Origin of the sequence: Enterobacter sp. SECR19-1250 (assembly GCF_013391025.1) — a bacterium.
GTDB classification, from domain to species: domain Bacteria; phylum Pseudomonadota; class Gammaproteobacteria; order Enterobacterales; family Enterobacteriaceae; genus Enterobacter; species Enterobacter cloacae.
This window is the reverse complement of the sequence record NZ_JACASJ010000023.1, coordinates 1-13089: the sequence shown is the minus strand read 5'-3', so window position 1 is coordinate 13089 and position 13089 is coordinate 1. Positions and strand designations below refer to the sequence as shown.

Annotated in this window: 11 protein-coding genes; 7 read left to right on the top strand and 4 right to left on the bottom strand. The window is 55.1% G+C overall.

The window, feature by feature from the left end; all coding sequences use genetic code 11:
* Window positions 1-20 precede the first annotated feature (20 nt).
* Genes HX884_RS08430 through HX884_RS08420 form a run of 3 tightly spaced genes read left to right on the top strand, consistent with a single transcriptional unit; the run spans window position 21 to window position 3185 of the window.
* Window positions 21-1412, top strand: coding sequence for a PTS ascorbate transporter subunit IIC (locus HX884_RS08430; RefSeq protein WP_023622509.1), 1392 nt, complete (start codon window positions 21-23; stop codon window positions 1410-1412).
* Window positions 1409-2239 (top strand): transketolase, encoded by an 831-nt coding sequence (locus HX884_RS08425; protein ID WP_029881737.1) that lies wholly within the window; start codon window positions 1409-1411, stop codon window positions 2237-2239. The genes HX884_RS08430 and HX884_RS08425 overlap by 4 nt, the downstream gene beginning before the upstream one ends.
* A complete protein-coding gene (locus HX884_RS08420) occupies window positions 2232-3185 on the top strand; it encodes a transketolase family protein (protein WP_013098117.1) in 954 nt (317 codons plus the stop codon). The genes HX884_RS08425 and HX884_RS08420 overlap by 8 nt, the downstream gene beginning before the upstream one ends.
* Before the next feature lie 111 nt (window positions 3186-3296).
* Here HX884_RS08420 and pta read toward each other — a convergent pair whose 3' ends face one another.
* The gene (gene pta, locus HX884_RS08415; RefSeq protein WP_013098116.1) at window positions 3297-5438 is read right to left on the bottom strand and encodes a phosphate acetyltransferase; all 2142 of its coding nucleotides are present in this window, start codon (window positions 5436-5438) and stop codon (window positions 3297-3299) included.
* 76 nt (window positions 5439-5514) lie between these two features.
* The gene (gene ackA / locus HX884_RS08410) at window positions 5515-6717 is read right to left on the bottom strand and encodes an acetate kinase (RefSeq protein ID WP_013098115.1); all 1203 of its coding nucleotides are present in this window, start codon (window positions 6715-6717) and stop codon (window positions 5515-5517) included.
* 336 nt (window positions 6718-7053) lie between these two features.
* Between ackA and yfbV the strand changes: the two genes are divergently transcribed.
* The 4 genes from yfbV (at window position 7054) to HX884_RS08390 (ending at window position 10675) form a co-directional block, all read left to right on the top strand.
* Complete coding sequence (gene yfbV, locus HX884_RS08405; RefSeq protein ID WP_020690637.1) at window positions 7054-7509, top strand: terminus macrodomain insulation protein YfbV; 456 nt, start codon at window positions 7054-7056, stop codon at window positions 7507-7509.
* Between the two features lie 92 nt (window positions 7510-7601).
* Window positions 7602-8096: a YfbU family protein gene (locus tag HX884_RS08400; RefSeq protein ID WP_013098113.1), complete on the top strand. Its 495-nt coding sequence runs from the start codon at window positions 7602-7604 to the stop codon at window positions 8094-8096.
* An 11-nt stretch (window positions 8097-8107) separates the two neighbouring features.
* Complete coding sequence (locus HX884_RS08395; protein ID WP_178327973.1) at window positions 8108-8767, top strand: sugar phosphatase; 660 nt, start codon at window positions 8108-8110, stop codon at window positions 8765-8767.
* A 75-nt stretch (window positions 8768-8842) separates the two neighbouring features.
* The gene (locus HX884_RS08390; RefSeq protein ID WP_178327972.1) at window positions 8843-10675 is read left to right on the top strand and encodes an SLC13 family permease; all 1833 of its coding nucleotides are present in this window, start codon (window positions 8843-8845) and stop codon (window positions 10673-10675) included.
* A 53-nt stretch (window positions 10676-10728) separates the two neighbouring features.
* Here HX884_RS08390 and yfbR read toward each other — a convergent pair whose 3' ends face one another.
* Window positions 10729-11328 carry a 5'-deoxynucleotidase gene (gene yfbR, locus HX884_RS08385; RefSeq protein ID WP_013098110.1) on the bottom strand — a complete coding sequence of 200 codons (600 nt, stop codon included), beginning with the start codon at window positions 11326-11328 and terminating at the stop codon, window positions 10729-10731.
* Between the two features lie 117 nt (window positions 11329-11445).
* Window positions 11446-12660 (bottom strand): alanine transaminase AlaA, encoded by a 1215-nt coding sequence (gene alaA, locus HX884_RS08380; RefSeq protein WP_178327971.1) that lies wholly within the window; start codon window positions 12658-12660, stop codon window positions 11446-11448.
* Window positions 12661-13089: the final 429 nt, after the last annotated feature.

Sequence of the window (13089 nt, the reverse complement as noted above, 5' to 3'; positions counted from 1 at the left end):
CCTGATAAGGCGAGGTGGATATGTTTATCCTTGAAACGCTGAATTTCGTTGTCGATATTTTAAAAGTCCCTTCCGTGCTGGTGGGCCTGATTGCCTTAATTGGTCTCGTTGCGCAGAAAAAAGCCTTTTCTGACGTTGTAAAAGGGACCATTAAAACTATTCTCGGGTTTATTGTGCTGGGCGGTGGCGCCACCGTGCTGGTGGGGTCATTAAATCCATTAGGCGGTATGTTTGAACACGCCTTTAATATCCAGGGCATTATTCCCAATAATGAAGCGATTGTTTCCATTGCGCTGGAAAAATATGGGGCCTCGACTGCGCTGATTATGGCGTTTGGGATGGTGGCCAATATTCTCGTCGCCCGCTTTACCCGTCTGAAGTATATCTTCCTGACCGGACACCACACGTTCTACATGGCGTGCATGATTGGGGTGATCCTCACGGTTGCGGGCTTTGAAGGGGTAGGGCTGGTCTTTACGGGGTCGCTGATCCTCGGGCTGGTCATGGCCTTCTTCCCGGCGATTGCGCAGCGTTACATGAAGCGCATTACCGGCAACGATGATATTGCTTTCGGCCATTTCGGCACTCTGGGCTACGTGCTGTCCGGCTGGATTGGCAGCAAGGTCGGCAAAGGTTCACGTTCAACCGAAGAGATGAACCTGCCGAAGAACCTGAGCTTCCTGCGTGACAGCTCGATCTCCATCTCTCTGACCATGATGATTATCTACCTGATCATGGCGGTGAGCGCCGGGCGTGAATACGTCGAGGCGACCTTCAGCGGCGGTCAGAACTACCTGGTCTACGCCATTATCATGGCAATCACCTTCGCCGCAGGGGTGTTCATCATCCTGCAGGGTGTACGCCTGATTCTGGCAGAAATCGTCCCGGCCTTTACCGGCTTCTCAGAAAAACTGGTGCCCAATGCGCGTCCGGCCCTGGACTGCCCGGTGGTCTATCCGTATGCGCCCAACGCGGTGCTGATTGGCTTCCTGTTCAGCTTCCTCGGGGGGATTGTGGGGTTAATTATCTGCGGCCAGTTTAACTGGGTGCTGATCCTGCCGGGTGTGGTGCCGCACTTCTTCACCGGCGCAACCGCGGGCGTGTTTGGTAACGCCACCGGTGGACGTCGCGGGGCAATGATTGGCGCCTTTGCCAACGGGCTCTTAATCACCTTCCTGCCGGTGCTGCTGCTGCCTGTACTGGGAGCCATTGGCTTTGCCAATACCACTTTCTCGGACGCTGACTTCGGCGCCGTCGGGATTGTGCTTGGCAACCTGGCGCGCTTCCTGTCACCACTGGCCATCACCGGGCTTGTCGTTGCGTTGTTCGCGCTGCTGGTGGCGTACAACGTGTTCGCGAAAAACAAATCTGCGGGTGGTAATGCGCAGGAAAACACCGGAGCCAAATCATGAACGAGAATGAGATAACCGAACTCGCGCGTCAAATTCGACTCGAGACCCTGAAATCGCTGACGCAGCTGGGATTTGGTCACTACGGCGGCAGTATGTCGGTCGTCGAAACCCTGGCCGTACTGTACGGTGCGGTAATGAAAATTGACCCGGCAGACCCGGACTGGCCAGAACGAGACTACTTTGTCCTGTCGAAGGGCCATGCGGGACCGGCCCTGTACAGTACGCTGGCGATTAAGGGCTATTTCCCGATGGAAGAGCTGAGCACGCTTAACCAGAACGGCACACGCCTGCCAAGCCATCCGGACCGGCTAAAAACACGCGGTGTGGATGCCACGACCGGTTCGCTTGGCCAGGGGATCTCCATCGCGGGCGGCATGGCGCTGTCGCACAAGCTGGCCGGGCGGTCAAATCGGGTCTTTTGCATCGTCGGTGACGGCGAGCTGAACGAAGGGCAGTGCTGGGAAGCGTTCCAGTTTATTGCCCACCATCGTCTTAACAACCTGACGGTGTTCGTGGACTGGAACAAACAACAGCTTGATGGCGAGCTGGATGAGATCATCTGCGCGTTCGATCTGGAAGGGAAATTCCGCGCCTTTGGTTTTGACGTGGTGACGGTGAAAGGAGATGACATCCCGGCACTGCTGAAGGTCACTGCACCGGTTCCGCCAGCGGATGCGCGTCCGCGGGTGGTGATCCTCGACAGCATCAAAGGACAGGGAGTGGCGTATCTGGAACAGCTGGGTAACTCGCACCATCTGCGATTGACCCCGGAGAGCAAAGCGGCCCTCGACGAGGCGATCCGCCAGCTGGAGGTAACTCATGATTAAGGTTGCACCTGCAGGACAGAAAGATGCCATAGAGATGCGTAAGATCTACGCGGGCTTTGTGGCAAAACAGATTGAAGCCGGGAGCGAGATCATCGCCCTGGAAGCGGATCTGATGAGCTCAATGGCGATGGACGGCGTGGCGCGCGATTATCCGCAACATGTGATCAACTGCGGCATTATGGAGGCCAACGTGATCGGTACCGCGGCCGGGCTGTCACTCACCGGCCGCAAGCCGTTTGTTCATACCTTTACCGCGTTTGCCAGCCGTCGCTGCTTCGACCAGCTGTTTATGTCCCTGGACTACCAGCGTAATAACGTGAAGGTTATTGCCTCGGATGCGGGCGTGACGGCCTGCCACAACGGCGGGACGCATATGTCGTTCGAGGATATGGGCATTGTGCGCGGTCTGGCGCATTCGGTAGTGCTGGAGGTGACTGACGCGGTGATGTTTGAAGACATACTGCGCCAGCTTATCGACCTCGACGGGTTCTACTGGGTACGTACTATCCGTAAGCAGGCGCCGAGCGTGTATGCCCCGGGTTCAACGTTTACCATCGGCAAAGGCAATGTTCTGCGCGAAGGAAGCGACATTACCCTGATTGCCAACGGCATTATGGTGGCCGAAGCGCTGGAAGCGGCCCGTCAGCTTGAGCAGGAGGGCGTTAGCGCGGCAGTGATAGACATGTTTACCCTGAAGCCCATCGACCGGATGCTGGTGAAAAACTACGCCGAGAAAACCGGGCGGATCGTGACCTGCGAAAACCATAGCATTCACAACGGGCTGGGCTCGGCGGTGGCGGAAGTGCTGGTGGAGACCTGCCCGGTGCCGATGCGTCGCGTGGGGGTGAAGGAGCGTTATGGTCAGGTAGGGACGCAGGACTTCCTGCAGAAGGAGTATGGCCTGACGGCGCATGACATCGTTTCAGCGGCGCGAGAGCTGCTGTAAATAAAAAAGGCGACCGTGGGGTCGCCTTTTTGTTGCCCGGTGGCGCTAGCGCTTACCGGGCCTACGGTCCTGTAGGCCGGATAAGCGAAGCGCCATCCGGCAAGACCTTATTTACTGCTGCTGCGAAGACTGGATCGCCGTCAGCGCGATTGTGTAGACGATATCGTCTACCAGCGCGCCACGAGACAGGTCGTTCACAGGTTTGCGCATACCCTGCAGCATTGGCCCGATCGAGATCAGGTCTGCTGAACGCTGTACCGCTTTGTAGGTGGTGTTACCGGTGTTCAGATCCGGGAAGATGAACACGGTAGCGCGACCTGCAACCGGGGAGTTTGGCGCTTTGGATTTCGCAACGTCAGCCATAACTGCGGCATCGTACTGCAGCGGGCCGTCGATCATCAGATCAGGGCGTTTTTCCTGTGCAATACGGGTCGCTTCACGCACTTTCTCTACGTCGCTACCTGCACCAGAGGTGCCGGTAGAGTAGGAAAGCATCGCGACGCGTGGTTCGATACCGAAGGCAATCGCGGAGTCCGCGGACTGGATTGCGATTTCAGCCAGCTGCTCTGCGGTTGGATCCGGGTTGATCGCACAGTCGCCGTAAACGTAAACCTGTTCAGGCAGCAGCATGAAGAACACGGAGGAAACCAGAGAGCTGCCTGGAGCCGTTTTGATCAGCTGCAGCGGTGGACGGATGGTGTTCGCGGTAGTGTGAACCGCACCGGATACCAGGCCGTCAACTTCGTCCTGCTCCAGCATCAGCGTACCCAGCACCACGTTGTCTTCCAGCTGCTCACGCGCAACGGCTTCGGTCATGCCTTTGTTCTTACGCAGTTCGACCAGACGGGCAACGTAGCTTTCGCGAACCACTTCTGGATCAACGATTTCGATGCCAGCACCCAGCTCAACACCCTGGGATGCCGCAACGCGGTTAATCTCATCCGGGTTACCCAGCAGCACACAGGTCGCGATGCCGCGCTCTGCACAGATTGCGGCCGCTTTCACGGTACGTGGTTCGTCGCCTTCTGGCAGAACAACACGTTTGCCCGCTTTACGCGCCAGCTCGGTCAGCTGGTAACGGAAGGCCGGAGGAGACAGACGACGGCTGCGCTCGGAGGTTGCGGTCAGCGATTCGATCCAGTCTGCGTTGATGTAGCTTGCAACGTATTCCTGAACTTTCTCGATACGCTCGTGGTCATCAACCGGCACTTCCAGGTTGAAGCTCTGCAGGCTCAGGGAGGTCTGCCAGGTGTTGGTATTAACCATGAATACCGGCAGGCCAGTCGCGAACGCACGTTCGCACAGCTTGCTGACGCGTGGATCCATCTCGTAAGCACCGGTCAGCAGGATAGCACCGATTTCTACGCCATTCATCGCGGCCAGGCAGGCAGCAACCAGCACGTCTGGACGGTCTGCGGAGGTCACCAGCAGGGATCCTGCACGGAAGTGCTCCAGCATGTGCGGAATGCTGCGGGCGCAGAAGGTCACGGATTTCACGCGGCGGGTATTGATGTCGCCTTCGTTGATCACGGTGGCGTTCAGGTGACGCGCCATATCGATGGCACGAGTGGCAATCAGATCGAAGCTCCACGGCACCGCGCCCAGAACCGGCAGCGGGCTGGATTCCTGCAGTTTAGCCGGGTCAACTTTAATGACTTTCGCTTTGGAAGAGTCGTCGAAAATCTCGGACAGGTCAGGACGCGTACGGCCCTGCTCATCCACAGGCGCATTCAGTTTGTTGACGATTACGCCCGTGATGTTGGTGTTTTTAGTACCACCGAAGCTGCTGCGGGTCAGTTCGATACGCTCTTTCAGCTGCTCTGGGGTATCTGTGCCCTGAGACATCACAAAGACGATCTCGGCGTTCAGGGTTTTCGCAATTTCGAAGTTCAGCGACTGGGCAAACTGGTGTTTGCGGGTCGGAACCAGGCCTTCAACCAGCACCACTTCCGCGTCTTTTGTATTGGCGTGGTAGTTGGCGATGATCTCTTCCATCAGCACGTCTTTCTGGTTGCTGGAGAGCAGAGATTCAACGTGGTTCATCTTCAGCGGTTCGGCCGCTGGCAGATTGGAGTTCTTACGAACGATGGTGGTGGTCTGGTCTGGCGCATCGCCACCGGCACGTGGCTGGGCGATTGGCTTAAAGACACTCAGACGAACGCCTTTGCGTTCCATAGCACGGATCACGCCAAGGCTGACGCTGGTCAGGCCGACGCTGGTTCCGGTAGGGATCAGCATAATAGTACGGGACACGGTTTATCCTCTTTCGTTACCGCCTGATTGTGGCGGGTGACAAAACAGCACCGCCAGCAGAGCTGGCGGTGTGGAATCAAGCAGTCAGACGGTGCGCGTCTTGCGCGATGACCAGCTCTTCGTTTGTTGGGATAACGAGAGCAGGGCGGGTGCCTTCTTTGTTGATGAAGCCAGACTTGCCGAAGCGGGCAGCCAGGTTACGCTCGTGATCAACCTCAAAGCCCAGAACGCCCAGTTTGCCCAGGGACAGTTCGCGAACCATTGCCGCGTTCTCACCGATACCACCGGTGAAGACAACAGCGTCCAGACGGCCATCCATCAGCGCAGTGTAAGAGCCGATGTATTTAGCCAGACGGTGGCAGTAAACGTCCATTGCACGTTTAGCGTCTTCTTTCTCTGCGTAGTTGTCTTCAACGTAACGGCAGTCGCTGGTGACTTCGGTCAGACCCAGCAGGCCAGACTCTTTGGTCAGCATTTTGTTGATCTGGTCAACGCTCATGCCCAGGGTGTCGTGCAGGTGGAAGATAATCGCCGGGTCGATGTCACCGGAACGCGTACCCATCACCAGACCTTCCAGCGGGGTCAGACCCATGGAGGTATCAACACATTTACCGTTGCGGATTGCAGAAACGGAACCACCGTTGCCCAGGTGGCAGGTGATGATGTTCACTTCTTCAACCGGTTTGTTCAGCACTTTTGCCGCTTCCTGAGTCACATAGAAGTGGCTGGTGCCGTGCGCGCCATAGCGACGAACACCGTGCTCTTTGTAGAGGCTGTATGGCAGGGCATAGAGGTAAGACTCTTCCGGCATGGTCTGATGGAACGCGGTGTCAAACACGGCCACGTTTTTGTCTTTCAGATTCGGGAAGGATTTCAGCGCTTCAGCGATACCGATCAGGTGCGCCGGGTTGTGCAGCGGTGCAAAAGATGCAGAGTCTTTGATGCCCTGGATAACAGAGTCGTCAATCACGACGGAACTGGTGTATTTCTCGCCACCATGGACGATACGGTGACCAATCGCAGTCAGCTGAGCAGACAGTTCTGGTTTTTGTGCCAGAATAGTGTTAACGATAAAGTTCAGCGCTTCACTGTGAGCGGCGCCTGCACCTAAAGCCGCTTCTTGTTTGCTGCCGTCCATCTTCCACTTGATACGTGCTTCAGGCAGATGGAAACATTCGGCCAAACCAGAGAGGTACTCGTCACCGTTGAGCGCATCGATGATGGCGAATTTCAGTGAGGAGCTACCGCAGTTCAGAACCAGTACTAACTTACTCGACATGGAAGTACCTATAATTGATACGTGGCTAAAAAAACGTCAAAGAGTCTAAAAGCGTAACGCATGCTGACCCAGACATTTATGATTAACATCATGCCAAACGAACATTCTGGCAGGATGGAAGAAATACCTATGATTTTAAGCCATTTTGAACATTTTTCAGACAATGGCATAATATGCGATAATTTGACGAGTTAACGATTCTCGTCTACGGCCCTATCAGGCTGGCACAGGATACCCGATACGGGGTAGTGATGACAAAATATTTTGAACGTTGTCATAGCTTGTTGTGGTTTTGCACGAAAATTTTAATTTTTATATGTGAAGTTGAGGTATGCCATGTCGACACCTGAGATCCCGTCCGTGAATTTTTTTAGTCTGTTTCGTCGGGGACAGCATTACGCGAAGACGTGGCCGATGGAAAAACGCCTTGCACCCATGTTCATTGAGAATCGCACAATCCGCGCCACGCGCTACGCGATTCGCTTCATGCCTCCTGTCGCTATTTTTACCCTCTGCTGGCAAATTGCGCTGGGCGGACAGCTCGGCCCTGCCGTGGCGACGGCGCTTTTTGCGTTAAGCCTGCCGATGCAGGGGCTGTGGTGGTTAGGTAAGCGTTCAATCACACCTCTGCCGCCTTCTATTTTACACTGGTTTTATGACGTTCGCGGGAAACTGGAAGAAGCCGGTCAGGCGCTCGCTCCGGTTGAAGGCAAGCCCGATTATCAGGCGCTGGCTGACACGCTTAAGCGAGCTTTTAAGCAACTTGATAAAACATTCCTCGATGATTTGTGATTGATCATCGAAACGACTAATAAAAGAAGGCACAGTAACACACCGTTACCGTGTCTTTTTTTTCAAGTGCCATGCGCTACAGGAGTCGAAAGATGGAAATGACCCATGCTCAACGTCTGATTTTGTCCAACCAGTACAAAATGATGACTATGCTTGATCCCGATAACGCTGAGCGCTACAGCCGCCTGCAGACCATCGTCGAACGCGGCTTTGGTTTGCAGATGCGTGAACTGGACCGCGAGTTTGGCGAGCTGAAAGAAGAAACCTGCCGCATCGTGATCGACATTATGGAGATGTACCACGCGCTTCACGTGTCCTGGACCAACCTGAAAGATCAGCAGTCCATTGACGAGCGCCGCGTCACTTTCTTAGGCTTTGATGCCGCAACGGAAGCGCGCTATCTGAGCTATGTCCGCTTTATGGTGAATACAGAAGGGCGTTATACGCACTTTGATGCGGGCACCCACGGCTTTAACGCGCAGACCCCTATGTGGGAAAAATACCAGCGCATGCTGAGCGCATGGCACGCCTGCCCGCGCCAGTACCACTTAAGCAGCAACGAAATTCAACAAATCATTAATGCCTGACGGAGGTGCGTGTGCAGTGTAGAGGTTTTCTGTTTGATCTGGACGGTACGCTGGTGGATTCGCTACCGGTTGTAGAGCGTTCATGGTGCCATTGGGCGGACAGACATGGCATCGACCATCAGGACGTGCTGAATTTTATCCACGGCAAACAGGCCATAACCTCGCTCCGCCATTTTCTGGCGGGACGCTCTGAGGACGAAATTCAGGCAGAGTTTAAATATCTGGAACACATTGAAGCCACCGATACGGACGGCATTACCGCGTTACCCGGTGCTCGTGAACTGCTTGAGCATTTGAATGAAGCGCAAATTCCGTGGGCCATTGTCACCTCCGGCTCGGTTCCCGTGGCTCACGCTCGTCATAAGGCGGCGGGTTTACCCACGCCGGACGTGTTCATTACCGCTGAGCGCGTGAAACGCGGCAAACCGGAACCTGATGCCTTTTTGCTGGGTGCAGAACTGCTGGGCATCCCCCCGGCGGAGTGCGTGGTGGTGGAAGATGCGGCAGCGGGCGTGCTGGCCGGATTGAACGCCGGCTGCCACGTTATTGCCGTCAACGTTCCGGCCGATTCTCCCCGTCTGGACGAGGCGGACTTTGTGCTCAATACGCTGACCGCGCTTGATATCGCTAAGGCGCCAGACGGTATTGTAACCGTCTCGCTAAAAGTGTAATCCCATGATTTAGCCCCACGCTGCTGGGGCTTTTTTATGGCACAATTTCGCATCTCTCTCTGACAAGGACATGTTGTGAACGGTGAACTGATCTGGGTGCTCAGCCTGCTTTTAATCGCCATCATTCTGTTTGCTACAGGCAAAGTGCGCATGGATGCCGTCGCTTTGTTTGTTATCGTTGCGTTTGCGCTGAGCGGTACGCTCACGCTGCCGGAAGCCTTCTCGGGGTTTAGCGATCCTAACGTCATTCTGATTGCCGCGCTGTTTATTATCGGCGACGGGCTGGTGCGCACCGGCGTGGCGACACTCGTGGGGGCATGGCTGGTGAGGGGGGCTGGCAACAGCGAAACCAAAATGCTGATCTACCTCATGCTAACGGTCGCCGGGCTGGGAGCCTTTATGAGCTCGACGGGCGTCGTTGCCATCTTTATCCCGGTGGTGTTGAGCGTCTCCATGCGGATGCAAACCTCACCGTCGCGCCTGATGATGCCCCTGAGCTTTGCCGGGCTCATCAGCGGCATGATGACCCTGGTGGCCACGCCGCCAAACCTGGTGGTCAATAGCGAGCTGATACGTGAAGGGCTGGAGGGCTTTAGCTTCTTCAGCGTCACCCCGCTTGGGCTGGTCATTTTGTTGATGGGTGTGGTGTATATGCTGCTGACTCGCTTCGCCCTGAAAGGCGAGAAGCAGGACAAAACTAAAGATGGCTGGAAACGACGCACCTTCCGCGATCTGATCAAAGAGTACCGTCTGGCCGGCCGCGCCCGCCGTCTGGCCATTCGTCCCGGTTCGCCAATGGTCGGCCAGCGCCTGGATGACCTGAAGCTGCGCGAGCGGTATGGCGCGAACGTGATCGGCGTAGAGCGCTGGCGTCGCTTTCGCCGGGTCATCGTCAACGTGAACGGGGTGTCCGAATTCCGGGCGCGTGACGTTCTGCTGATCGATATGTCCACCGCAGAGGTCGATCTGCGTGAGTTTTGCAGTGAGCAGCTGCTGGAGTCGATGGTGCTACGCGGAGAGTATTTCTCCGACCAGGCGCTGGATGTGGGTATGGCGGAAGTGTCGCTGATCCCGGAATCGGAATTGTTGGGCAAAACCGTGCGTGAAATGGGGTTCCGTACCCGCTACGGCCTTAATGTCGTCGGCCTGAAGCGTGATGGCGTGGCGATGGAAGGGGCCGTGGTGGATGAGCCTATCCTGCTGGGCGATATTTTTCTCGTGGTGGGTAACTGGAAGCTTATCAGCCAGCTCGGCCAAAAAGGCCGCGATTTTGTGGTACTCAACATGCCCGTTGAGGAGAGCGATGCCTCTCCGGCCCACAGCCAGGCGCCTCACGCCATTTTTTGTCTGGTGCTGATGGTGGCACTAATGCTCACCGACGAGATCCCGAACCCGGTGGCGGCGATTATTGCCTGCCTGTTGATGGGCAAGTTTCGCTGTATTGATGCCGAGAGCGCCTATAAAGCAATTCACTGGCCAAGCATCATTTTGATTGTCGGGATGATGCCATTCGCCCTTGCCCTGCAAAAAACCGGTGGGGTGGATTTAGTGGTTAAAGGGCTCATGGACATCGGCGGGGGATACGGTCCGTATATGATGATGGTGTGCCTGTTCGTGATGTGCGCCACGATAGGGCTGTTCATTTCCAATACCGCCACGGCGGTGCTGATGGCGCCTATTGCACTGGCGATGGCGAAATCGATGGGCGTGTCGCCGTACCCCTTTGCGATGATGGTGGCGATGGCGGCCTCTGCGGCGTTTATGACGCCGGTCTCTTCGCCGGTTAACACGCTGGTACTGGGGCCGGGGAATTACCGCTTTAGCGATTTCGTGAAGATTGGCGTACCGTTCACCATACTGGTGATGCTGGTATGTGTGGTGCTGATTCCGGTGTTATTCCCGTTTTAGCGTGAGCGCAGAAACGTTGGCCGGGTAAGGCGAAGCCGCCACCCGGCGAAAAATTACAACGGAGAATCCTGGCTGATCTCATCCAGCGATAAATGGAAGCTCGGCACAAACACCTGCATAAAATAATCCATCTCTTCGCTGCGGCGGGATTCCAGCGTCTTCTCCAGACGCGTTTTGGCCAGTAAAAACTCGTTATTCCCCGCAGACAACTCTTCCAGACATTTCAGGTAGGCGCAGAGCGCGTCCGCCTGCTTCACCAGTGACTTTTCCTCTTCCGTATACTGATGTTCGTCAATCAGCGGCTCAAAGACGTCGCGTAGCTCTTCCGGGACCATCTCAATCAGTTTCTGCTGGGCAATCTTCTCAATGGCCTTATATTCCTGTGCAATCTGCGAATTGAAGTATTTCACCGGCGTGGGGAGATCCCCGGTCAGCACTTCTGACGCATCGTGATACATCGCCAGCAGCGCGATACGTTCCGCATTGACCTGACCGTTGAATTTGCGGTTTTTAATGGCCGCAAGGGCATGCGCGACCATTGCAACCTGCAGACTATGTTCTGAGACATTTTCGGTGCGCACATTGCGCATCAAAGGCCAGCGGTTGATGAGTTTCAGGCGGGAGAGGTGGGCAAAAAAATGACTCTGACTCATAGGTTACCTTTTGTCTTCACTGCGACAGACTTCATTGTGCGGGGAGGGGAGGGAAGATGCAAATTTGCGGATTTTGAAGGCCGGGTTAGCGCAGCGCCACCCGGCAGAATGATTGTGTTACTGATGGTAGCCGGAGAGGAATCGCCCGAAGCGGCTGATGGCCATTTCGAGGTCGTCTTCGCGCGGCAACGTCACGATACGAACGTGATCCGGCCATGGCCAGTTAAAGGCCGTGCCCTGAACCAGCAGCACTTTTTCCTGCAGCAGGAAATCAAGCACCATTTTTTGGTCATCGTGAATGTTGAAGCGCTTCGCGTCGATTTTCGGGAACATGTAAAGCGCACCGTTAGGCTTCACGCATGAGACGCCAGGGATGTCGTTGATCAGCTCCCAGGCGCGGTTACGCTGTTCGTACAGGCGGCCGCCGGGCACGATGAACTCGCTGATGCTCTGATAACCGCCCAGCGCCGTCTGGATCGCGTGCTGGGCCGGAACGTTGGCACACAAACGCATGGAAGCCAGCATCTCCAGCCCTTCAATGTAACCTTTCGCATGTTTTTTCGGACCGTTGAGGACCATCCAGCCCTGGCGGAAACCGGCCACACGGTAAGTTTTAGACAGGCCGTTAAAGGTGACGGTCAGCAGGTCTGGCGCCAGCGCGGCGATAGAGTGGTGCTGCGCGGCGTCATACAGGATCTTGTCGTAAATTTCATCAGCGAAGATGATCAGTTTATGCTGACGGGCGATCTCCACGATCTCCATCAGCAGCGCTTTAGAGTAGACGGCACCCGTCGGGTTGTTCGGGTTAATAATCACGATGCCGCGCGTACGCGGGGTGATTTTTGCACGAATATCATCGAGGTCCGGGAACCAGTCAGAGGATTCGTCGCAGAGATAGTGCACCGCCTTACCGCTGGAGAGTGATACGGCCGCCGTCCACAGCGGGTAATCCGGGGCGGGTACCAGCATTTCGTCGCCGCTGTTCAGCAATGCCTGCATGGCCTGCACGATCAGCTCAGAGACGCCGTTGCCGATATAAATATCCTCAACGGTAACGTCACGCATACCGCGTGCCTGGTAGTGCTGCATAATGGCTTTGCGTGCGGAGTAGAGTCCTTTTGAATCACAATAGCCTTGTGCAGTAGGCAGGTTGCGGATCACATCAACCAGGATTTCATCCGGCGCTTCAAAACCAAACGGCGCAGGGTTACCAATGTTGAGTTTCAGAACCTTATTGCCTTCTTCTTCCAGGCGTTTTGCCTCTTTGAGAACCGGGCCACGGATGTCGTAACAGACGTTATCTAGCTTGCTGGATTTTTCGATAGGGGACATGAACCTTTAACCTTTTCGCTATTATTGCCGCTCCCTGCCGTGGAAGTCAGCACGGAACAATGTACTCCCCCCTCGCTTCGTTTTGAAGGGTAAACAGAAGAAGATTTTGTGCAATAGAAAAAATTCTGTTGAATCTCTTTCGCTGCCTGCGTTGAAATTTTCTGGTCTAAAGTTATGCATGAAAGCGTTTTATAAGGTTAATTGTGCTGTTAATTTTAATCTTTGTTGCATATTGTGCTATTAAAAATAAAATAGCGGCCAGGGTTAAGGCGGAAGTTTACCTGAGTGACTTTTCGTAAAATCTGAGTGCTTCAATAGATCACGCTGTAATAGCAGGCTTTGGTTAAAAGTTGCTCATGTGAAATTAATGTTAAGGAAGGTGCGAATAAGCAGGTCATTTCTTCCCAAGCTGACTCGCTGATTAAAATT